The organism is Rathayibacter sp. AY2B3, from assembly GCF_002931755.1.
In the GTDB taxonomy this organism is placed as follows: Bacteria; Actinomycetota; Actinomycetes; order Actinomycetales; family Microbacteriaceae; genus Rathayibacter.
This window is the reverse complement of the sequence record NZ_PSUG01000029.1, coordinates 1-21,368: the sequence shown is the minus strand read 5'-3', so window position 1 is coordinate 21,368 and position 21,368 is coordinate 1. Positions and strand designations below refer to the sequence as shown.

Sequence of the window (21,368 nt, the reverse complement as noted above, 5' to 3'; positions counted from 1 at the left end):
GACGCGGGTCGGAGGGACGGGGCCTGCGGCTCACCAGTCCCAGATCTGCGGACGGACGACGCCGGGGACGACGCGCTCGACGATCCGCTCGAGCTGCTGCACGTGCTGCGTGTCCTGCACGTCCTGCACCTGCTGCAGGCTCGCGGCGCTGAGCGCATCCGCCGAGGCCGGTCCGGCGGCGGCGGTCGCGAGTCCCACCGCCACGGCGGCAGTGATCAGGAGCTGGCGGGTCTTCGACATGGGCTGTCCCTCGTTCCGGTGGTCCGTGCCGGAGAGGAAGGGATCCTCGTCGGCCTGTGGATCGAGACTCGCCGACCCTCGAGGGGGCCACAACGTCAGCTTCCGGGCATGCCCTCTGCTGCCATCGAGAGCCCGCCGCCGGCCCGGAACGGCGGGGGAACGGCGACCTGAGGCGCCGCGGCAGCTTCCGGACGTGACAGCTTCCTGACGTCGTCGACGGCCTGCGTCAAGGGGGGTACGGGGCGCCGCACCCGGCGCGTACTGTTCAGCGGATGACAGCTGACAACGACACCCCCGTCGCGCCCGCCGCGGTCCTCTTCGACATCGACGGGACCCTCGCCGACACGAACTTCCTCCACGTCGAGGCGTGGTCGCGCGCCTTCTGGCAGGCCGATCTCGTCGTCCCCGCCTGGCGGATCCAGCGGGCGATCGGCGCCGACTCGTCGGAGCTGCTCGACATGCTCCTCGAGGACGAGGTGGAGGAGGAGCGGCGTGCGCTGGTGAAGTCGCTGCACACGAAGAACTACGCCGAGACGACGGCCCGCATCGTTCCTCTGCCGGGCGCTCGCGAGCTCGTCGCGACGCTCGTCGGTCGAGGCGTCCGCGTCGTCCTCGCCACCTCGGCGCCGCAGAACGAGCTCGACGCTCTTCTCGACGTCCTCGACTTCGGCGGGTCCGTCCACGCCGTCACGAGCGGAGCGGACGTCTCCACGGCGAAGCCCGCACCCGACCTGATCTCGATCGCGCTGGACCGAGCGGGGGTCTCCGCCGACCGCGCCGTCATGGTCGGCGACGCGACCTGGGACGTCCTGGCCGCCGAGCGCGCGGGCCTCGCGACGGTGGGAGTCCTGTCCGGCGGCACCTCGGAGCACGAACTCCGCGAAGCCGGGGCCGTCGCCGTCTACGAGGACGCGGCGGCCGTCCTCACCGGTCTCGGCGAGGGGCCTCTCGCGAGCCTCCTGCGCTGACCGGCGAGGGTCCGAGGAGGCTCGCGAGACTCAATCGCGGGGTCGGCGCCGCAGCACCAGCAGGGTCACCCCGATGGCGGCGGCGACTGCGGCGAGAGCGCCGCCGATCCAGAGCACGTCGCCGAGAAGTGCCGGATCCGATCCCGACTCCGTCCGGGCCTCATCGGCGGTCTCGGCTCCGCCTCCCGAGACCGCGACGGTCCCGTTGCAGTCCGGGATCGAGTCCGACCCGTCGGCGAGCGCAGCGCCGTCGGCCGGCGCCCAGTCGAAGGCGTACTGACCCGAGACGGGGTGCCCGTCCGTCGACACGACCTGCCAGGTCACCTCGTACTCCCCCGCAGCACCGAGCTCGAGCGGCATCGACGCCTCCGGCCCGACGACGCTGACGCAGCCGTCGCCGTAGTACAGCCCGTCCGGCCCGACGACGCGCAGAGCCGCCGCCGTCCCGTCCGTCCCGAGGACGAGCAGGTCGTCGTTCGTCGTCAGCACCAGCGTTCCCGGCTGCTCTGTCACCGTCGAGTCCGCCGCGGGAGTCGTCGAGACGAGGTAGTTGTGCGCGCTGGCGGGCGCCGCCACCGCGATCGAGCCGAGCAGCCCGATCGCGGTGGCGGCGACCAGGGCCCTGCGACGGGTCACGCCGACGCCCGGGGTCCGCGCCGGCGGGAGGCGAGCCCGACGGCCACGCCGACCGCACCGACGACGAGCCCGCCGACTCCGAGGATGCGGGCGAGCACGTCGTCGCCGCTCGTGGCGGTCGTCGCGGAGGCGGTGGTCGCGACCGCGTCGTCACCGTCGCCGTCGTCGTCGTGTCCGCCCCCGTGACCGGATCCCGCTTCCGCGGCGGTCACTGCGACGGTGGGTGCGGGCAGCTCGGGCTCGTCCTGGCCGTCGACGGTCGGCTGGTCCCACGCGGTGCTGCCCGTCTCGCAGGTCTGCAGCACAGGGAACTCGAGCGTGGAGCCCGCTGCGTCCTCGGGGAGCTGCAGCTGGAGGGCGACCGTGTCGCGGTAGCCGTCGGCGAGGGGCGTCTTCGCCGTGTAGACCACGTCCGAGACCCGCTGGGTGGCGGTGTTGCCGTGGGAGTCCGTGACCGGGTCGGCGATCGCGACCTCGTTCTTCACGACGTCCCAGTTCGGGTTGATCGTGGGGCTGACCGAGTTGATGCCGTCGGGCATCGTGATCGTGAGTCCCGTCGTCGGCGAGCCCTCGCAGCCGTGGGCGAGCGAGAACGTGACCACCGTATACGAGCCGGCGGCCGTGCTGCTCGCCGCCGCGGTCACGTGAGCGCTGGCCGCGGCCGGTGCGCTGAGAGCCAGCGCGACGGATCCGGCGGCGACGAGAGCGCCACTGCCGACGAGGCGGAGGCGGGAGGAAGAAGAAACAGCAGAAGAAGAGCGGTTCATGACAGTCGTGTCCTTGGGGAGGTCCGGCCGTGGGCCGGAAGGTCAGGACGCAGCGCGGATTCGCGGTGCGCGCGGGAGCACCGACCTGAGCCGCTCCCGCGCGGGAGGGACGTCAGGCGGCGCGCAGGGCGCGCAGCGGCGGGCCGCGGTGCCTGAGGATCGAGAGCACCGTGTCGAAGATGAGGGGCGACCGCGGCTCGGCCGCGTTCGTCGGAGGAACGCCCGGAGCCCCCGCGAGGACCGGGGCGGACGCACGGGTGACGATCCGGACGACGACGCGCTGCAGGCCGGCTCCGAGAGTCCAGAACAGGCGCTCGCCGTGCCGCAGTGCCGCGACCGTGAGCGCGGCCGCAGCGAGGTGGGCGACGAGCATCAGCGGAGCATGAGCCGCGTGCCCGCCTCCGCCGGCGATCAGCTCGATGGTCGATCCGTCGTGGAAGTGCGCGCCGGTGCCCGTCGTGCCGACCACGCTCACCTCTCCTCCGCTGCCCGTCACGAGGAAGAGCCCGTGGTAGGCGATCTGGCTGACGAGGACGGAGGCGGTCAGCCGAGGGAGGGAGAGGCGGCGCCCCGAGAGGAGGACGCAGACGACGACGGCGAACGCCGCGGCGAGGGCGAGGACTGCGGGAGCGGGGGTCTCGGCGCCCGCGAGCGTGTGGGAGGCGGCGGCCGTGGTGGTCGCGGCGAGAGCGGCGGCGATGCCGCGAGCCACTCGTGCGCCTCGGGTCTGCACTCGCCCGTCCTCTCCTCGTCGCGTCGACGCGTGCGCGCGACGCCTCCAGGGTAATCGACTCCGCGGAGCACCCCGCCGGCTCCCGGTTCCCTGCCGTTACGAAGCCGTTACCTAGATCACCGAAAGAAATCCAAACCCCCGCAGGGAGGGCTCCGAACACCTGTCAACGGCCGCGACACGGTCCACACAGAACAGGTCCTCCGCATCGAGTGGGGGCCGTCTCACGAAGGAGTAATCCCATGCGATCCACCAAGCGTTCCGCCCTCGCCGCATTCGCCCTGCTGGGCACCGCCGCCCTCGGCCTCACCGCCTGCTCGAGCGGAAGCGGCTCGACCACCGCCGCCAGCGACGCGGCGACCGAGATGTCGACCCCGATGGCCACCTCGTCGGCCTCCGCCTCCTCGACCCCCATGGCGACCATGGACCCGGCCGCGAACCTCGTCGGCCCCGGCTGTGCCGCCTACGCCGAGCAGGTCCCGGACGGCGCCGGCTCGGTCGAGGGCATGTCGCTCGACCCCGTCGCGACCGCCGCGTCGAACAACCCGCTGCTGACCACCCTGACCGCTGCGGTCTCCGGTGGCCTCAACCCCGACGTCAACCTCGTCGACACGCTGAACAGCGGCGAGTTCACCGTCTTCGCCCCCGTCGACGACGCGTTCGCCAAGCTCGACGCCGCGACCGTCGACTCCCTCAAGACCCCCGAGGGCGCCGCCACGCTGTCCTCGATCCTCACCTACCACGTCGTCCCCGGCCAGATCGCCCCTGACGCGATCGCCGGCGACCACGCCACCGTCCAGGGCGGCAACCTCACCGTCACCGGTTCCGGCGACGACCTGAAGGTCAACGACGCGTCCGTCATCTGCGGTGGCGTCCAGACCGCCAACGCGACCGTCTACCTCATCGACACCGTGCTGACCCCCCCGGCCAGCTAATACCCCTCAGCGGCTCCGGCCGTTGACGAACGCCGAAGGGCGGGCACCGCGAGGTGTCCGCCCTTCGGCGTTCCTGCGCGCGGGGGCGGTGATGCGGGCGGAGCGGCGGCCTCCCCGGTCGGGACCCTCCCGCCACGAGACCTGAACGGCGAGAAGCACAGCGCCTGCTCGTCCCCGGCACGACGACCCCTCGGGACACACGGAAAGAGGCGCGGACCCCGATACGGGGGTCCGCGCCTCTCGTCGTGCGGGCCGCGCTACTCGGCCGGGGCGCTGATCTCGCGCAGGACGCTGTCGCCGGGGCGGGCCTCGATCATCTCGGCCTCGATCTCGGCCCGGTCGAGCAGCTCCTCCATGCGGCGGCGGCGGTTGCGCGTGATGAGCGTCACGACCGTGCCCGTCTTGCCCGCGCGGCCGGTGCGGCCGGAGCGGTGGAGGTACGTCTTGTACTCGTCGGGAGCGTCGGCCTGGATCACCAGGTCGATGTCGTCGACGTGGATGCCGCGCGCGGCCACGTCGGTCGCGACCAGCACGTCGACGCGTCCGCTGGTGAGCAGCGCGAGGTTGCGGGTGCGGCGCGACTGGTTGAGGTCGCCGTGGAGGCTCGTCGCGGGGATGTCCGCGTGGTCGAGCTGCTCGGCGAGCTGCTCCGCGAACGCGCGGGTGCGGGCGAAGATCAGCGTCTTGCCCTGGCGAGCGGCGAGCTGCTCGATGATCTCGGCCTTGTCGCGGTGCTCGATCAGGAGCACCCGGTGGTCGATGGTCGAGGAGGCCTGGTCCTCTCCGGCGACCTCGTGGACGCTCGGCTCGACCAGGAACTCGTCGACGAGCGTCGCGACGCCCTTGTCGAGCGTGGCCGAGAACAGCAGGCGCTGACCTCCGTCGGCGGTCTGGCGGAGGATCCGCTGCACCGGCTCGAGGAAGCCCAGGTCGCACATGTGGTCGGCCTCGTCGAGCACCGTGATGGTGATGTTCGAGAGGTCGAGGCGGCCCTGCTCGACGAGGTCCTCGAGGCGGCCCGGCGTCGCGATGACGATGTCGACTCCGCGCTGGAGAGCACCGACCTGCTTGTACTGGGGGACGCCCCCGTAGATGGTCGTCGTGAACAGGCCGACGGAGCGGGCGATCGGCTGGATCGTCCGGTCGATCTGCATGGCGAGCTCGCGGGTCGGCGCGAGGATGAGCGCACGCGGAGCGCGGCCCGGCTTGCGGCCCTTCGCTCCGTTGTTCTCCATCAGTCGCTCGACGACGGGGGCGCCGAAGGCGATCGTCTTGCCGGAGCCGGTCTTGCCGCGGCCGAGGACGTCCTTGCCTGCGAGCACCTCGGGGATGGTCGCGGCCTGGATCGGGAACGGCGCGGCCGCTCCGAGCTCGGTCAGCATCCGGACGATGTTGCCGCCCAGACCCAGGTCGCCGAAGGTGACGCCCTCGACGTCGACGGCGAGCGTGGCCGTCGCCTCGAGGCGCTCGAGCACGACGTCGTCGGCCTGGTGCGGCGCGCGGGCGTCGCGGCTGGGGTAGAAGTCCGAGCCGGAGTCGCGGCGCGAGGGCCGGGAGTCGCGGTCGAACGAGCGGGTCGGGCGGTCGCCGCGGTCGTGGCCGCGCGAGGGACGCGCGTCCCGGTCGAAGGAGCGGGTCGGGCGGTCGCTGCGGTCGAACGAGCGGGCGGGACGCTCGCTGCGGTCGTAGCCCCGCGAAGGGCGCTCGTCGCGCTCGCCGGTGCGGGCGGGCCGGTCGTCGCGCCCGTAGGAGCGGGCCGGACGGTCGTCACGGTCGTTCGAACGGGCCGGACGCGCATCGCGGTCGAAGGAACGCGCCGGACGGTCGCTCCGGTCGAAGGAACGCGCCGGACGCTCGTCGCGCCCGTAGGAACGGGCCGGACGCTCGTCGCGGTCGTTCGAACGGGCCGGACGGTCATCGCGGTCGTTCGAACGGGCCGGACGCGCATCGCGGTCGAAGGAGCGCGCCGGACGGTCGCCCCGGTCGAAGGAACGCGCCGGACGGTCGTCGCGGTCGAAGGAACGCGCCGGACGGTCGTCGCGATCGTTCGAGCGGGCCGGACGCGCATCGCGGTCGTATCCGCGGGCCGGACGCTCGTCGCGGTCGTTCGAACGGGCCGGACGCGCATCGCGGTCGTATCCGCGCGAGGGCCTCTCGTCGCGGTCGTTCCCGCGGGCGGGGCGATCGGCGCGCTCGGTGGCCCGCTCAGCGCGCTCGTCGGCGTTCCAGCGGGCCTTCTTGTGGGCGTTCTCGTCGACGGCGCGGAAGCCGCGGTGGCCCTCGCTGCGGGAGCCGGGCTTGGCGCCCGGGAAGCGCGAGCGGCCGCCGAGCTGCGACTTGCCGCTCGAGGCACCGAAGCGGTTGGGCTCGAAGTTCTTGGCCGGACGTCCGCCGGCGGGCTTCTTGTTCTTGGGCATGGCAGTTCTTCCTGGGTTCAGGTCGTGCGCGAGGAGGCGACGCCGGAGGAGCCCCGTCGTGTGGGGCGTCCGTGCGCTGGACTGCTGCAGGGCAGCAGGGGGAGAACCCGGGCGAGTCGTTGACCGGGGCCGATTCACACATGTGATTCGTCTCACGACGACTGTCGGAGACTCGGCCCACTTGACTAACAAACCCATCCGCACGAGAACGCGCGGTGTCAAGAGCCGACCGAGCGAGTCTACACGCGGCCCGGGAGCCTGGCTAGGGCGTGCCGCCCACCGCCGCGCCCGTCACGCCGCCCCGCCCGTCACTGCGACGCCCGCCGAGCCCGGTATGCGGCCACGTTCGCGCGGTTCCCGCAGTTGCCCGTGTCGCAGTAGCGCTTCGAGCGGTTGCGCGAGAAGTCCACGAGCACCGCCTCGCAGTCCTCCGCCGCGCAGACGCGGATCCGCTCGCGCTCGTCGCCGCGGATCACGTCGACGAACGCCATGGCGGCCTCGACCAGGACGCGGGTGGCGAGCGGGCTCTCGTCGCGCGTCGCGTGGAGGTGCCAGCCGTAGGGTCCGTGCCGCACCAGCTGCGGGAGGGCGCGGCCGGAGTCGAGCATCCCGTTGACGACGGGGACGAGGTCCTCCTCGGCCCGCGTGAGCCAGAGGGTGCGGAGGGAGGAGCGGATCGCCCGCACGGCCTCCAGCTCCTCGGCCGATCCGTCGCGGCTGCCCGTGTACCTGTTCTCGAGGAGGAAGTCGTCCAGCTGCTCGATCGTCGCCATCTCGTCCTCGCCGGACGGCGAGAGCTCGGGGAGCGTGTTGACGAGGGTGGCGGTGGAGGTCAGCGACGCCTCGACGTCATAGGCGAACACCATGTTGACTCCTGACAGTGCGGCTCAGTAGTGTGCGATCAGCTCGCTGTCACGAGTGTAATCCTTTTGACTCCTGAAGGAGCCGGCCATGACCGCCGAGAGCACCGCCGCCGTCACCCTCCCCGCCGCGAGCGCGCCCGCGCCTGCACGGCGCCTCGGCTCCGGCCTGGTCGCAGCGCTGGCCGCGTCGGCGGCGTTCGGTCTGGGCGGGCCGTTCGTGAAGCCGCTCCTGGAGGCGGGCTGGACGCCGGCGTCCGCGGTCCTCTGGCGGGCGGGCGGCGCGGCCCTGATCCTCGCGATCCCGGCGGTCCTCTCCCTCCGCGGCCGCTGGCCCGTGCTCCGCCGCAACCTCGGCACGATCGCCCTCTACGGGGTGTTCGCCGTGATCGCCGCGCAGCTCTGCTTCTACAGCGCGATCGAGCACATGTCGGTCGGCGTCGCCCTGCTGATCGAGTACCTCGCGCCGGTGTTCCTCGTCCTCTTCGCCTGGGCCCGCACCCGCCGGCACCCCGGCCGCTCCACCCTCGCCGGCTCCGCTCTCGCGCTCGGCGGCCTGGTGCTCGTGCTCGACCTGTCCGGCGAGTCCGCGCCCGAGCTGGTCGGCATCGCCTGGGCGCTGACCGCCTCGCTCGGCCTGTGCGTCTACTACGTCATCGCCGGCCGCGTGGATCCGGAGCTGCCGCCGATCGCGCTCACGGCGGGGGCGATGACGGTCGGCGCCGCGATCCTGCTGGCCCTCGGGGCGCTCGGTGTCACGCCGCTGCGCGCGACGTTCGGCGAGGTGGTGTTCGTCGGAGCGGAGGTCAGCTGGCTGCTCCCCGCGGGCGTGATCCTCGGCATGTCGACGGTGCTGGCGTATCTGCTCGGGATCGAGGGCGGACGCCGTCTCGGCACGCGGATCGCCTCCTTCGTCGGACTGACGGAAGTGCTGTTCTCGATCGCGGCCGCGTGGCTGATCCTCGGGGAGCTGCCCGCGCCGATCCAGTTCGGCGGCGGCGCGCTGATCCTCGCGGGGGTCGTCCTGGTCCGGCTGCAGCGCGAGCCCCGCACCCCCTGATCGCGGGGGTGCCGCCTGCGGGGCGCCGGGCACCCCGTACGCTGATCGCACTCATGCGCGAGCCCACCCGATCCCCGCGACGCGTCGCCGCGGTCCTGGCCGCCCTCGTACTGCTCCTCACGGGCTGCGCGAGTACGACTCCCGTGTCGGAGCCGGTGGCGCAGGCGCTGGGAGCGGCACCCGGTCCCGACTGGTCCGGCGTGGATGTGACGGCCGACGTCGTCTACGACGAGAGCACCGGGCAGAGCGTCGACGTCTGCTCCTCCCCCGCCCCGTCGGCGCAGCCGCGGCCCGCCGTCCTCGTCGTGCACGGCGGCAGCTGGGCCCGCGGAGGCAAGGCCGACGCGAACTGGCGTCCGATCTGCCAGTGGCTGGGATCGGAGGGGTTCGTCGCCGTCTCGGTCGACTACCGCCTCGCACCCGCCGCCGTGTTCCCCGCGCAGCTCGACGACGTGACGGCCGCTCTCGACTGGCTGCTCGAGCCGGAGCAGACCGCGCGCTTCGGCATCGATCCGGAGCGGGTGGCGGCGTTCGGCGGCTCGGCCGGCGGCACTCTCGCCTCGTTGCTCGGCACGCTGCCGGCGACCTCGTCGCGCCTGGCCGCCGTGGTCGACCTGAGCGGCCCCTCCGACCTCAGCGCCGCCGGCCTCGCCGACGACGACCCGGTGGTCGGAGTCGCGGCCGCCGTGCGCACTTACCTCGACTGCGCGGACCTCGCCTCCTGCCCGGCCGCGACCGCCGCCTCGCCCCTCGCGCAGGTGGACGGCTCCGAGCCGCCGTTCCTCATCGCCCACGCGGCGCACGAGCGGGTCGCGCTCAGCCAGTCGACCCGCTTCGCCGAGGCGCTGCGCGGAGCGGGAGCGAGCGTCGACCTCCTCGTCCTCCCCGGCTCGCTGCATTCGATCGCGCTGCTCGACGACGCGCTGCGGGCGCGGGTCGTCGAGTTCCTCCGCGCCCGCCTCGACTCGTGAGCGGAGTCGTCGTCCGCCTCGAGGACGCAGCCGGAGCGGAGGGCCTCCTCGCCGCGGTCCCGCCCCCGAACGCCCGTGTCCTGGTCGCCCGGATCGACGGAGCGGCGGCCGGAGTGCTGGTGCTCGCTCCCGGCCCGGACGACTTCGCCGAGGTGCTGGAGCTCGTCGTCGCCTCCGTCCACCGGCGCACGGGAGTCGCCCGACGGCTCGTCGCGGCGGCGGAGTCGTGGGCGCGCGTGCAGCGGATCCGCACGCTCCGCCTGGCCGCCGCTCCGGCGCTCGCCCCTGCGGCCGACGCGCTCGGCTTCACGGCGATCGACGGATTCGGAGCCCACGTCGGCGACGACGCGGTGCTCTGCTTCGCGCGACCGGTCTGAGCAGCGCCCACCCCGATCCGAGTGCCGCTCCCGGGAGGAGGCCCCGCCCTCGTCCGGCGCGCACCCCCGCCGTCAGTCGATCGAGCAGCCCGGCTCGTCCGACAGCGCCCGCTCGATCCGGGCGCGGTGCTCGTCCGACATCGGCGGGAGCGCGTCGGGCGCGAACCAGCCGACCTCGGTCGACTCGTCGTCCGCGACGTGGGCGTCTCCCGAGATCCAGCGGCAGCGGACGACGTGGTCGAGGTACTGCGAGCGGTCCCCGTTGGGGTACTGCATCGGCGGGAGGGTGTGCACCTGCACGAGGCGCTCGACCTCGATCTCGACGCCCGCCTCCTCCTGCGCCTCGCGGCGGGCGGTGCCGGCGACGGTCTCGCCCGGGTCGATGATCCCGGTGACGGCCGTCCAGGCGCCGGTGTCGGCGCGCCGGACGAGCAGGACCTCGAGCACCGGCTCCTCGCGGAGGATCACCGCGGTCACACCCGTGAGCCAGAGCAGCTCGGTCCCGATCCGCTCGCGCAGCCGCAGCACGAACTCGGGAGTCGCCATCAGTGCGCTTCGGGCCGGAAGTCGAAGGCGACGATGCCGGCCGTGTCGACGAACGGCCCGACGAACTCCTTGAACGCGTCGTGCGCCGGGTCCCAGTGCGCGGGATCCTCGACGGCCGGCCGGCCCAGGTAGTAGTGCAGGTCGCCCTCGGACGAGAAGGTCAGCAGGAACGCGCGGTCGAAGCCCTCGCCCGCGCCCTCGATGCTCAGCTGCGGCCCGGTCTCGATCGACTCGATGTAGGGCCGTCCGTCGCGCACGCACTCGTCGGCCAGGGCGAGGAAGCGGCGGGTGACCTCGTCCGCCTCGGCGACCAGCGCCGTCGGGCGGAAGCGGATCAGGACGAGGTGCCGGAGCGTGCCCGGGCCGAAGTCGCGGGCGACGAAGCGCTCCGGACCGATCTCGTCGAGGACCGCGGTGGCGCGCTCCGGTCCGCTTCGCCAGCGCGAGCCGACCGTCTCGGCCGCATCCCTGATGTCCGTCATGCCGACGCCTTCCCGGCGCGGGCGGCACGCCGCCGCTCACGATACCCCTCGACCAGGTTGTAGACGACGGGCAGGACCACGAGGGTCAGCACCGTCGAGGACACCAGGCCGCCGATCACGACGATCGCCAGCGGCTGCGAGATGAAGCCGCCGTGGCCCGTGATCCCGAGCGCCATCGGCAGCAGGGCGAAGATCGTCGCGAGCGCGGTCATCAGGATGGGCCGGAGCCGCCGCTCGGTGCCGTGCAGCAGCGCCTCCCGCACCGGCATCCCGCGGTCGCGGTACTGGTTCACCAGGTCCACGAGCACGATCGCGTTCGTGACGACGATGCCGATCAGCATCAGCACGCCGATCAGGGACGGCACGCCCAGCGGCACGCCGGTGACCACCTGCAGGAGGATCGCGCCGGTCGCCGCGAACGGCACCGACACCAGCAGGAGCAGCGGCTGCAGGAGCGAGCGGAACGTCGCCACCATCACGACGTAGACGATCAGGATCGCGACCAGCAGCGCGATGCCCAGCTGCGAGAACGCGTCGGCCTGGTCGGCGGTCACTCCGCCGAGGGAGGCGTCGACACCGGCCGGGAGCGGCGTCGCGTCGATCGCGTTCTGCACGGCGACGTTCGCCGAGGCGAGGTCGTCGCCCTCCGGGGTGACGGTGAGGGTCGCGGTGCGCTGGCCGCGCTCGGTGGTGATGCTCGCCGGGCCGTCCGTCTGCTCGACCGCCGCGAGGGTGGAGAGCGCGACGGTGCCGGTGAGGGTCGGCACCTCGAGGTTCCGCAGCTCGTCCACCGTGGCCGGCGGCTGCCCGTCGGCGAGGTAGATCGAGAGGGTGCGGTCGTCGATCACGACGCTGCCGACCTGGCTGGGCTGGAGCGCCTGGCTGACGATCGTGCCCACGGCGACCTCGCTGAGACCCGCCCGGGCCGCGGCGTCGCGGTCGACCCGCACCGCGATGTAGGGCAGCGAGGAGGAGAGGTTGCTCTCGGCCTGGCTGATCCCGTCGGTCCCGCGCAGGGCCTCGAGGAGCTGGTCGCTCGCGCTCTGGAGGTCGCTCTGCGACGCGGTCGAGAGGTCGACCTCGATGTCCGAGGAGGCGCCGAAGCCGGAGGAGGCGGCGACGCTGATGTCCTCGGCCGAGGCCACGCCCGACAGCGCGTCGCGGACGTCCGCCTGCACGGCCTCCTGGTCGGCCGACTCGTCGGTGGTGACGGAGTAGCGGATCGAGCTGCCGCCTCCGCCTCCTCCGCCGAAGGCGCTCTGCAGCCCGCCGGAGGAGCCGACCGTGAGCTGGACGGTCTCGACGCCGCCGACGCCGAGGATGGCCGTGCTCGCCTGCTGCGCCGTCGCGTCCTGCGCATCGAGGCTCTGGCCGACGGGGACGGTCTGGGTGACGGTGAAGGTGTCCTGGCCGCTGGAGCCGAGGAAGTTCGTCTTCATCAGCGGATACAGCGCACCGGTCCCGACGAGCACGAGCAGCGCCAGGAGGACGGTGACGACCGAGTGCTTCAGGGTCCAGTGGATGATCGGGCCGTAGACCGACTGCAGCCCGCGCGCCCGGCGGGGAGCGGCGTGGGCGCCGTGGTGCGGGGCCTCCTCGACCGGCGCGGCGGTGTCGGTCGGGACGCGGGTGTCGGCCGGGACGCCCGAGCCGGGTGCCCCTCCGGCCGCCGCGCGCTCCTCCGCGAGCGCCGCCTGCGCGGCCTGGCGCACCGCCGGCCGCTTCGAGGGGCGGAGGAACCAGTAGGCCAGCACCGGCACGATCGTCAGAGCCACCACGAGGGAGGCGAGCAGGGCGATCGACACGGTCAGCGCGAAGGGCCGGAACAGCTCGCCCGTGGTGCCGCCCACGAACGAGATCGGCAGGAACACCGCGACCGTGGTGATCGTGGAGGCGGTGATCGCGCCGGCGACCTCGCGGACGGCGACCGCGATGGTCCGGGCCCGGTCCTCGCCGGCGTCGAGGTGCCGCTTGATGTTCTCGATCACGACGATGGAGTCGTCGACCACACGGCCGATCGCGATGGTGAGCGCACCGAGGGTCAGGATGTTGAGGGTGTAGCCGGCCGTCTGCAGGCCGATGAAGGTGATCAGCACCGAGGTCGGGATCGAGATGGCCGTGACCAGGGTCGAGCGCACCGAGAGCAGGAACAGCAGGATCACCAGCACGGCGAAGACGAGGCCGAGCGCGCCCTCCTGCGCGAGCGACGCGATCGACTCCTGGATGTAGGGCGCCTGGTCGAAGACCGAGGTGAAGGCGGCGTTGTCGCCGATCGACTCCTCGAGGTCCGGGAGCAGCGCGGTCACGCCGGTCGACACGTCGACGGTGTTCGCGGCCGGGAGCTTGGTGATCGAGAGGGTCAGGGCGGGCTGGCCGTTGACGCGCGAGATCGAGGTGACGGGGGCGTCGGTGACGGCGACCGTCGCGACGGAGCCGAGGGTGGTGACGGTCGGCTCGGCGGTCACGACCGCTCCTGCGCCTCCCGCCGCCGCGCCGGCCTCGGAGCCGCCCGCGGATGCACCGGCGCCCGCGGACGCACCGGCGCCCGCGGAGGCACCCGCGCCGCCGGAAGCGCCCGCACCCGCGGAGGAACTCGCGGACGGCAGCAGCGGCAGCGCCGCGATCGCGTCGGTGGAGTCGAGCTTGACGCCCGACTGCACCGAGAAGGTCGACCCGTCCTGGGTGATCTGGCCGCCTGCGACGAGCACGCCGTTCTGCTGCAGGGCCGAGCGGATGTCGCCGGTCGAGAGGCCGGCTGCGGCGAGCGCCGCGGCGTCCGGGGTGATCGTGACGCGCTGGGCGGTCTCGCCGACGAGCGCCGCCTCGCGCACGCCCTCGACCTTCTCCAGGTCCGGGATGACCGTGGTGCGCAGGCGCTCGGCCAGCGCGTCCGCGTCGCCGTCGCTCGACACGGCGAGCTGCAGCACCGGCAGGTCGTCGAGGGAGCCGGTGACCACCTGCGGGTCGACGCCGTCCGGCAGCGTGCTCGTGATCCGGTTGATCGCCTGCAGGATCTTCTGCTCGGCGGTGGCGAGGTCGGTGCCGTAGGTGAAGGACGCCGAGATGAGGGAGGAGTCCGTGGAGGACGTCGCGCTGGTCGTCTCGAGCCCCGGCACCCCCTGGATGGCGGTCTCGATCGGCGTCGAGACGTCGTCGTTGACCACCTCCGGAGCGGCGCCCGGGTAGGACGTCACGACGGCGAGCTGCGGGAAGGAGATCGACGGCGCGAGCTCCTGCTTGAGCCCGGTCAGGGCGACTCCGCCGAAGACGGCTATGACGACGGTGACGAGCGCGATGAGCGCCCGGTTCTTCATGCTGAGGACCGCGAGGAGATGCACCCCCCGAGTCTTCCATCAGCCGACTGAGTGTTCGGAGGGACGCGGCGTTCCGGACGGCGACGAGCGACCCGCGCCGCCGGTCGGCCCCGGGCGCCCTCAGCCCAGGCGGACCTCCGCCGTCGAGGACCCGACGGGCAGGCTCACCCCAGCGCCCGCCCCCGCGCTCGAGAGCGCGAAGTCCCCGGCGAAGGCCCGGACGCCGACGCGCCCCTCGGCGTCCGTCCGCAGCACCGTCGGCTCGAGCCACCACTGACCGCGGATCCGCGAGCGCAGCGCCTCGTAGGCCGGCTTCGGGCTCCCGTCGCGGCGGAGGAACCCGCCCGGCGCTCCGAGCCAGGCGCCGGCGTCGTCGAAGCCCCAGTAGGTGATCGCCTCGACCGCCGGATGCGCGACCAGCGTCTCGTAGTGCCGCACCATCTCGTCCGCCTGCCGCGCCTCCCCCTCCGGAGTGGTCGGCCAGTCCTCGACCACGTGGTCGTTGAGGTCCTCGATCTCGGCGGGCATCAGCTCACCCGAGACGAGGGTGGTCTCGGTCCAGTGCAGCGGCAGGCCGAAGCGCGCGAACCTGTCGCAGATCGCCGTGATCTGCTCCTCCCCGCGGAACCCCTGGTGCATGTGCGACTGGAGGCCGATCGCGTCGAGCCGGATCCCGGCCTCGAGCACGTCCTCGATCAGCCGCTCGTATTCGGGCCCGAGGTCGAAGTCGTTCAGCACGAGCACCGGTCCGGTGCCGAGGCTGCGCGCCTCCGAGAAGGCCAGCTCGACCATGCCGACGCGCCCCTTCTCCCGGGCGAGGCGGGTGACGGCGTTCGTCACGCCGTCCGGCTCGTTCGCGAAGCGCGGCATGATCACGACCTCGTTGATCGCGTCCCAGGTGTCGATCAGCCCGGCGAAGGCGCCCACCTCCCGGCGGATGCGCGCGCGGAGGAGCTCCTCGGCCTCGTCCAGCGGCAGCGCGTCGAGCCACTCCGGCTTCACGTAGTGCCAGACCAGCGGGTGCCCCTTCAGGCGGACGCCGTCCGCGGCGAGCGCGCGCGCCTCGGCGAGCACCTCCTCCGTCGCGGTGCGGCCGCGCTCCGGCTCGAAGCGGCCCCAGTAGACGGGGAGGGTCGCCGTGTCGAACAGGTCGAGCCAGAGCCGGCGCTCCTCGGCGCGCGCGGGGTCGGTGCTCGGAGGAGTGCAGCCGAAGCCGAAGGCGTGGCGGCGGTGCTCGATCGTCACGTCGGCATGGGCGAGCGGAGCGCCGTCGGCACCGAGGACGGTGACGAGGGCGTCGGCGAGACGGGGGCTGAAGTCGGTCATGCGGGGCCTCTCAGGCGGGGTCGCGCTCGTCGAGCGCCGTGTACTCGGATCGGGTGAGCGGGAGGACCGCTCCGTGCTTGGTGTCCTCGGGCAGGTCGAACTCCTCCGCGAGCTCCCAGCGGCCCGAGGCCGGGTCGGTGCTCGTGTACGCGCGGTAGCCGTAGGGGCGGACGGCGTACTGGTCGACCCAGAGCGACCAGCGCTCCTCGCGGTGGTGCCGGAAGACCAGCGGCCCCTCGACGCTCGGGCCGAGCTCCTGCCCGATCCCCCGGGCGACGGTGGCGAAGTCGTCCGCGAGGAGGGAGGAGCCGACCTGCTGGAACACCTGCATCGTGTCGGGGGCGTCGTCGTGCTGCTTGGCGAAGCGGTGGACGGCCGTGCCCTCGATCAGCAGCGTCATGTCGATCACTCCGCCGGGCAGCCGCAGGTAGGTCTCGGGCTCGGTGAACGTGCGGAAGTCGCGCGTGCGGGCGAGCAGGATGCGGCTGTCGCCCGTCTCGCCGGTGGTGGGATCGCCGTCCTCGGCCAGGCCGGAGGACCAGTGCACGAGGAAGTCGCCCGAGACCGGGTCGTAGACCGACTCCGGCGCCCAGGCCATGCCCGCGCCCTCGGGTGCCACGGTGACGGCGCGCGGCTCGGACCACTCCAGGAGGTCCGGGGAGTCCCAGACCACGAGGTCGCGGCTGCCCCGGTGCCGGTAGAGGTCCCAGTCCGGGCCCTCGGGCCGCCACACGCGGAGATCGGTGGCGACGAGATGGAAGCCCCGCGGCCCGCGGACGATGTGGGGATCCCGGACGCCGCCCGTGCCGCCGGTCCACTCCAGCACCGACCCGAGCGCACGCCAGCGCAGCGGATCGTCGCCCCGGCTGAGCGAGAGGAAGATCTTCTCGCTGTGGCCGATCCGATCCTCCACGAAGTGGACCAGCAGGTAGCCGTGACCGTCGCTCATGAGAGAACGATCTCACACGCCCGGCGGGCGCTCCACCTCAGACCACGTCGGCGAGGTACCCCGGGTCGGCAGCCGGGTGCCGGGCGACCTGCGCCCACGCCGTCGCGAGCGCCTCCACGGCCCGGTCGGTCGCCTCGGGCGAGTAGCCGATCGGGATGCGGAGGAAGCGCTCGAAGGCGCCGTCGATCCCGAAGCGCGGGCCCGCGGTGATCAGCAGCCCCGCCGTCCGGGCGGCGAGCGCCAGCTGCGAGCTCGCCGGCCGACCCAGGCCCACCCAGGTGGAGAGGCCGCCCGAGACCCGCGGCACGCTCCACTCCGGGATCGCGCGCGCCAGGGCCGCCTCGAGGTGGTCGCGGCCCGCGCGCAGCTGCGAGCGCCGCAGCTCCAGCACGCCGTCCATCCGGTCGAGCATGTCCGCGACCAGGAGCTGCTCCAGGATCGGCGTGCCGAGGTCGCTCGCCGAGCGCGCCAGTGCCAGCTTGCGGATCACCGCCCGCTCGGCGCGGATCCAGCCGATCCGGATGCCGCCCCACAGCGTCTTGCCGACGGAGCCGATCGAGAGCACCGTCCCCTCGGGTCCGTAGGCGGCGAACGGCAGCGGGCTCATCCGCCGGTCGATGTCGAGCTCGGCCGTCGTCTCGTCGGCGATGATCAGCGTGCCCTGCCGGGCCGCGGCGCTGATCGCCCGCTCCCGCAGCTCGGGGGCCATGGAGCGGCCGGTCGGGTTGTGGAAGTCGGGCATCAGGTAGGCCAGGCTCGGGCTCGTCCCGCGCAGTGCGGCGATCAGGCCCTCCCCGTCCCAGCCGTCCGCTCCGTCGACGTTCACCGGCACGAGCCGCGCGCCGGCCAGCCGGAGGGCCTCGTAGGCGTGCGGGTAGGTCGGGGCCTCGATCAGCGCCCGGTCGCCCCGCGCGAGCAGGGTGCGGGCCACGAGCGCGATCGCGTGCTGCGCGCCGATGGTCACCATGATCTGGCCGGGCTCGGTGCGCAGGCCCCGCACGGTGTAGCGCTCGGCGATCGCGCGGCGCAGCACCGGCAGGCCGACCGTGTCGTAGGAGCCGGAGTCGAAGTGCTCGGGCGCCGCCTGCGCCGCGCGGGTGTACGCCTCCGCCAGCTCGGGGACGGCGGGCAGGGCCGCCTTGGTGAAGTCGAGGAAGTCCGGCGCGAGCGAGGGCACCGCGTGCACGGCCGCTCCGGGCAGACGGGTGACGCTGCCGGAGCCGCGCACGCTGACGAGGTAGCCGCTGTCGCGCAGCTCGCGGTAGGCGGCGGCCACGGTCGTACGGCTGACGCCGAGGCGGGCCGAGAGCTCGCGCTCGGCGGGCAGGCGGCTGCCCGCGGGGATGCGGCCGTCGATCCCGAGGAGGCGGATCCGGTCGGCCAGCGCGAGGTAGGCGGGACGGGTGCCGCGCTGCTCGCGCCAGTCGCCGAGGAGGGTCTGCAGGGCGCGCGCGCCGAAGTGGACATCAGCCATGCGTCCAAGGTAGCCGGATTGGACCGCGCGAAGAAGGCCAATGTCGCGCTGTGATGTGTCCATGACGATCACCGCTCCTGCCCCGGCCGCCGCTCCCCCGGCGAGCCAGTGGCGCCTCCGACCCGTGCCGCGCCTGCTGGTCGGCCTCGTTCTCTACGGATTCGCCGACGCGATGATGATCCGCGCGGCGATCGGGGTCGACCCGTGGACCGTCTTCGCCCAGGGGGTCGCGCACCAGACCGGCCTCGGGATCGGACTGCTCACGAACGTGATCGGCCTGCTCGTCCTGCTGCTGTGGATCCCCCTCCGGCAGCGGCCCGGCCTCGGCACCGTGCTGAACGTGCTCGTGGTCGGCACGATGATCGACGTCGGGCTGCGCGTGCTGGCGACGCCGGAGGAGTGGTGGGCGCGCGGCCTGCTCTTCGCCGGCGGTCTGGTGCTGCTGGCGGTCGCGAGCGGGATCTACATCGGCGCGCACCTCGGTCCGGGACCGCGAGACGGCCTGATGCTGGGCCTGCACACCCGCACGGGGCTGCCGATCTGGGTGGCGCGCTCCGGCGTCGAGCTCACGGTCCTGCTCATCGGCTGGGCCCTCGGCGGCGACGCCGGCCTCGGCACCCTCCTCTTCGCGGTGCTGATCGGGCCGCTCTGCTCGGTGACCCTGCCTCTGCTCGGGGTGCGGAGGCACTGACCCGCGCACGTCGAAGGCCCCGCCTCCCGGACCGGTTCCGGGGGGCGGGGCCTTCGCGATCGGATCGGCTAGCGCTTGGCCGCGATCTCCGCGCGCATCCGCGACGCCTCGTCCGAGTCCTGGATCGACGCGATGCCCTCGGTGATCGAGGTGCCCGAGGCGGGGGCGTCGTGCTCGTCCGCTCCGAGCGTGGTCTCGTCGAAGGGCGAGCGTCCGCCGAGGACCTCGCGGACCTGCACCATGTCGATCTGCTTGGTCCAGGTGCCCACGAGCAGGGTGGCGACCGCGTTGCCGGTGAAGTTGGTGACCGCGCGGGCCTCGGACATGAAGCGGTCGATGCCGACGATCACGCCGACGCCGTTGACCAGGTCGGGGCGGAAGGACTGCAGGCCGCCGGCCAGCGTGGCCAGGCCCGCTCCGGTGACGCCCGCGGCGCCCTTCGAGGCGATCATCATGAAGAGGAGGAGGCCGATCTGCTCCGGGACGGACATCGGCGCGCCGGTGGCCGAGGCGATGAACAGCGACGCCATCGTGAGGTAGATCGCCGTGCCGTCGAGGTTGAAGGAGTAGCCGGTGGGCACCGTGATGCCGACGACGGGCTTGGAGACGCCCAGGTGCTCCATCTTCGCGATCAGGCGGGGCAGCGCCGCCTCCGAGGAGGAGGTGCCGACGATGAGCAGGTACTCGCGGGCGAGGTACTTCATCAGCGAGAAGATGCTGACGCCGGTCACGAGTCGCAGCAGCAGTCCGAGGACGACGATCACGAAGATCGCGCAGGTGATGTAGAAGCCGATCATCAGGGTGGCGAGAGCGACGACGGCGCCCCAGCCGGTCTTGCCGACGACCGCGGCGATGGCGCCGAACGCGCCGATCGGGGCGACCCAGAGCACCATCGAGAGGATGCGGAAGACCAGGACCTGGAGCTGCTTGATCGCTCCGAGGATCGGCTGGCCCTTGGCGCCCATCTTCTGCAGCGCGAAGCCGACGAGCAGGGCGACGAAGAGGGTCTGCAGGATGCTGCCGTCCACGAGCGAGGAGAACAGCGAGACGGGGATGATCCCGAGGACGAAGTCGCTGGTGGTCTCGGCCTTGAGGTCGCTGGTGTCGTAGGTGGCGCTCGAGATGTCGAGGCCCTCGCCCGGGTGGAGGATGTTGCCGACGACGAGGCCGATCGCCAGGGCGAAGGTCGACATGACGATGAAGTAGCCCAGGGCGAGGCCGCCGACCTTGCCGACCGTGGCGGCCTTCGCGATGGAGCCGATGCCGATGACGATGGTGCAGAAGATGATCGGCGCGATCATCATCTTGATCAGTCCGACGAAGGCCTTGCCGACGGGCTCCAGCGTCGCCGCGAAGGCGGGAGCGACGAGTCCGACCACGACGCCGGCGACCACCGCGATGATGACGGCGATGTAGAGCCAGTGGTTCCGGTCGATGCGCCGCCGGGTCTTCGGAGGGGTGACCGCGGGGATCAGCCGGTCGGACGGCGTCTGAGGCGTCTTCGCCATGGGGGTGTCCTTCTCTTCGTCGAGGTGAGGGGGTAGGACGATGGTGGCCCCGCCTCCGGAGCCCGGCACGGTTGCGTTCATACTGTTCACGGCGGGGCGCCCCGAGCGCTCGCCCACGAGGGAGTGGCATGGTCAGGACGCCGAGCGCACGCGGACCGCGAGGCAGCATCGCCGCGCGCCTGTTCGCCGTGCAGCTGCTGAGCATCCTGCTGATCGCCGTGGCGGCCGTCGCGGTGCTGGCTCTCGACGCACGGAGCCGGGCGGGAGACGAGGCGGCCCAGCGGAGCCTCGTGGTGGCGCGGACGGTGGCCGACAACCCCTTCGTCCTCGAGTCGGCGGCCGGCGCGGATCCCTCGGCGAGCCTGCAGCCGTACGCCGAGGAGGTCATGCGGGACACCGCCGTCGACTTCCTCACGATCATGGCTCCCGACCGCACCCGGTACACCCACCGCGACCGCGACCAGATCGGCCTGCCGTTCCAGGGCACGATCGAGCCGGCGCTGGAGGGGCGGACCTTCACCGAGACGTACACCGGCACGCTCGGTCCCTCCGTCCGCGCCGTCGCGCCGATCGAGGACGCCGACGGCGCGGTCGTCGCGCTCGTGTCGGCGGGCGTGACGCTCTCGGCCGTGGACGCCTCCTTCGCCGCCCGCGTGCAGGTCGTCGCCTGGGGCGCGGGCGGGGCGGTCGCGCTCGGCGCGCTCGGCTCGTGGCTCCTCGCCCGCTACCTGCGGCGGGTCACCGGCGGGCGGGGCCCGGAGCAGATGAGCCAGGTCTTCGCCTACTACGAGTCGGTCCTGCACTCGGTGCGGGAGGGGCTGCTGCTGGTCGACGACCGCGGCCGGCTGGTGCTCGCCAACGACCACGCGCTGGAGCTGCTCGGGCTCGAGGGCGTGCGGACGCCGGTGCCGGTCGCGGAGCTCGACCTCCCCGGCGCCCTGCGCGAGCTGCTGCAGGACGACGAGCCCGTCTCGGACCGCCTGGTCGTGGCCCGCGAGCGGATCCTCGTGGTCAACGAGCGGCCCGGCACGAGCGCGATCCCGCGGGCGGCCAGCGCCGCCGCCTCGTCGCCGGCGGGCGCGGGTGCGCCGTGGAGCAGGATCGACGTCCGGTCGCT

20 protein-coding genes are annotated in these 21,368 nt (G+C 73.1%); 7 read left to right on the top strand and 13 right to left on the bottom strand.

All coding sequences use genetic code 11. The features are described 5' to 3' along the window. Window positions 1-30 precede the first annotated feature (30 nt). Window positions 31-240 (bottom strand): hypothetical protein, encoded by a 210-nt coding sequence (locus C5C24_RS10930; protein WP_104282218.1) that lies wholly within the window; start codon window positions 238-240, stop codon window positions 31-33. Window positions 241-512: 272 nt separating this feature from the next. Here C5C24_RS10930 and C5C24_RS10925 point away from each other — a divergent pair, with 272 nt between their 5' ends. Further along, window positions 513-1,208, top strand: a complete 696-nt coding sequence (locus tag C5C24_RS10925; protein WP_104276854.1) for an HAD family hydrolase — start codon at window positions 513-515, stop codon at window positions 1,206-1,208. Between the two features lie 30 nt (window positions 1,209-1,238). On the opposite strand, the gene C5C24_RS10920 is transcribed toward C5C24_RS10925, so the two are convergent. From C5C24_RS10920 to C5C24_RS10910, 3 genes are all read right to left on the bottom strand, one after another. Next, window positions 1,239-1,844, bottom strand: a complete 606-nt coding sequence (locus C5C24_RS10920; RefSeq protein WP_104282219.1) for a copper resistance CopC family protein — start codon at window positions 1,842-1,844, stop codon at window positions 1,239-1,241. Further along, window positions 1,841-2,611 carry a YcnI family protein gene (locus C5C24_RS10915; RefSeq protein ID WP_104276852.1) on the bottom strand — a complete coding sequence of 257 codons (771 nt, stop codon included), beginning with the start codon at window positions 2,609-2,611 and terminating at the stop codon, window positions 1,841-1,843. Before C5C24_RS10915 ends, C5C24_RS10920 begins: the two co-directional genes overlap by 4 nt. Window positions 2,612-2,723: 112 nt before the next feature. Then, complete coding sequence (locus C5C24_RS10910; RefSeq protein WP_181135521.1) at window positions 2,724-3,344, bottom strand: hypothetical protein; 621 nt, start codon at window positions 3,342-3,344, stop codon at window positions 2,724-2,726. A 239-nt stretch (window positions 3,345-3,583) separates the two neighbouring features. Between C5C24_RS10910 and C5C24_RS10905 the strand changes: the two genes are divergently transcribed. Next, on the top strand, window positions 3,584-4,276 hold the full coding sequence (locus C5C24_RS10905) for a fasciclin domain-containing protein (protein WP_104223824.1): 693 nt from the start codon (window positions 3,584-3,586) through the stop codon (window positions 4,274-4,276). A gap of 257 nt (window positions 4,277-4,533) precedes the next feature. Here C5C24_RS10905 and C5C24_RS10900 read toward each other — a convergent pair whose 3' ends face one another. Both C5C24_RS10900 and C5C24_RS10895 read right to left on the bottom strand, forming a co-directional pair. Next, entirely contained in the window at window positions 4,534-6,693 is a 2,160-nt protein-coding gene (locus C5C24_RS10900; protein WP_104304959.1) for a DEAD/DEAH box helicase, read from the bottom strand. 308 nt (window positions 6,694-7,001) lie between these two features. Continuing rightward, a complete protein-coding gene (locus tag C5C24_RS10895; RefSeq protein WP_104276849.1) occupies window positions 7,002-7,559 on the bottom strand; it encodes a CGNR zinc finger domain-containing protein in 558 nt (185 codons plus the stop codon). A gap of 85 nt (window positions 7,560-7,644) precedes the next feature. Between C5C24_RS10895 and C5C24_RS10890 the strand changes: the two genes are divergently transcribed. The 3 genes from C5C24_RS10890 to C5C24_RS10880 are packed head-to-tail and all read left to right on the top strand — an operon-like array spanning window position 7,645 to window position 9,961. Next, entirely contained in the window at window positions 7,645-8,613 is a 969-nt protein-coding gene (locus C5C24_RS10890) for a DMT family transporter (RefSeq protein ID WP_104276848.1), read from the top strand. 53 nt (window positions 8,614-8,666) lie between these two features. Further along, entirely contained in the window at window positions 8,667-9,584 is a 918-nt protein-coding gene (locus C5C24_RS10885) for an alpha/beta hydrolase (RefSeq protein ID WP_104282222.1), read from the top strand. Next, complete coding sequence (locus C5C24_RS10880) at window positions 9,581-9,961, top strand: GNAT family N-acetyltransferase (protein ID WP_104276846.1); 381 nt, start codon at window positions 9,581-9,583, stop codon at window positions 9,959-9,961. The genes C5C24_RS10885 and C5C24_RS10880 overlap by 4 nt, the downstream gene beginning before the upstream one ends. Window positions 9,962-10,033: 72 nt before the next feature. Here C5C24_RS10880 and C5C24_RS10875 read toward each other — a convergent pair whose 3' ends face one another. From C5C24_RS10875 to C5C24_RS10850, 6 genes are all read right to left on the bottom strand, one after another. Beyond that, the gene (locus tag C5C24_RS10875) at window positions 10,034-10,507 is read right to left on the bottom strand and encodes an NUDIX domain-containing protein (RefSeq protein WP_104282223.1); all 474 of its coding nucleotides are present in this window, start codon (window positions 10,505-10,507) and stop codon (window positions 10,034-10,036) included. Continuing rightward, the gene (locus C5C24_RS10870) at window positions 10,507-10,989 is read right to left on the bottom strand and encodes a Dabb family protein (RefSeq protein ID WP_104282224.1); all 483 of its coding nucleotides are present in this window, start codon (window positions 10,987-10,989) and stop codon (window positions 10,507-10,509) included. Before C5C24_RS10870 ends, C5C24_RS10875 begins: the two co-directional genes overlap by 1 nt. Further along, window positions 10,986-14,327: an efflux RND transporter permease subunit gene (locus C5C24_RS10865; protein WP_104282225.1), complete on the bottom strand. Its 3,342-nt coding sequence runs from the start codon at window positions 14,325-14,327 to the stop codon at window positions 10,986-10,988. Before C5C24_RS10865 ends, C5C24_RS10870 begins: the two co-directional genes overlap by 4 nt. Window positions 14,328-14,423: 96 nt before the next feature. Next, window positions 14,424-15,629 (bottom strand): endo-1,4-beta-xylanase, encoded by a 1,206-nt coding sequence (locus C5C24_RS10860; protein WP_104304958.1) that lies wholly within the window; start codon window positions 15,627-15,629, stop codon window positions 14,424-14,426. A 10-nt stretch (window positions 15,630-15,639) separates the two neighbouring features. Then, window positions 15,640-16,578 (bottom strand): glycoside hydrolase family 43 protein, encoded by a 939-nt coding sequence (locus C5C24_RS10855; protein WP_104304957.1) that lies wholly within the window; start codon window positions 16,576-16,578, stop codon window positions 15,640-15,642. Window positions 16,579-16,615: 37 nt separating this feature from the next. Continuing rightward, a complete protein-coding gene (locus C5C24_RS10850) occupies window positions 16,616-18,052 on the bottom strand; it encodes a PLP-dependent aminotransferase family protein (RefSeq protein ID WP_104282227.1) in 1,437 nt (478 codons plus the stop codon). Window positions 18,053-18,113: 61 nt separating this feature from the next. Here C5C24_RS10850 and C5C24_RS10845 point away from each other — a divergent pair, with 61 nt between their 5' ends. Beyond that, entirely contained in the window at window positions 18,114-18,743 is a 630-nt protein-coding gene (locus tag C5C24_RS10845; RefSeq protein ID WP_374954082.1) for a YitT family protein, read from the top strand. Between the two features lie 68 nt (window positions 18,744-18,811). Here C5C24_RS10845 and C5C24_RS10840 read toward each other — a convergent pair whose 3' ends face one another. Beyond that, window positions 18,812-20,251, bottom strand: a complete 1,440-nt coding sequence (locus C5C24_RS10840) for a cation:dicarboxylate symporter family transporter (protein WP_104304956.1) — start codon at window positions 20,249-20,251, stop codon at window positions 18,812-18,814. A gap of 128 nt (window positions 20,252-20,379) precedes the next feature. Between C5C24_RS10840 and C5C24_RS10835 the strand changes: the two genes are divergently transcribed. Then, window positions 20,380-21,368: PAS domain-containing protein (locus C5C24_RS10835; protein ID WP_146082589.1), on the top strand; the 989-nt coding region annotated here is incomplete at its 3' end.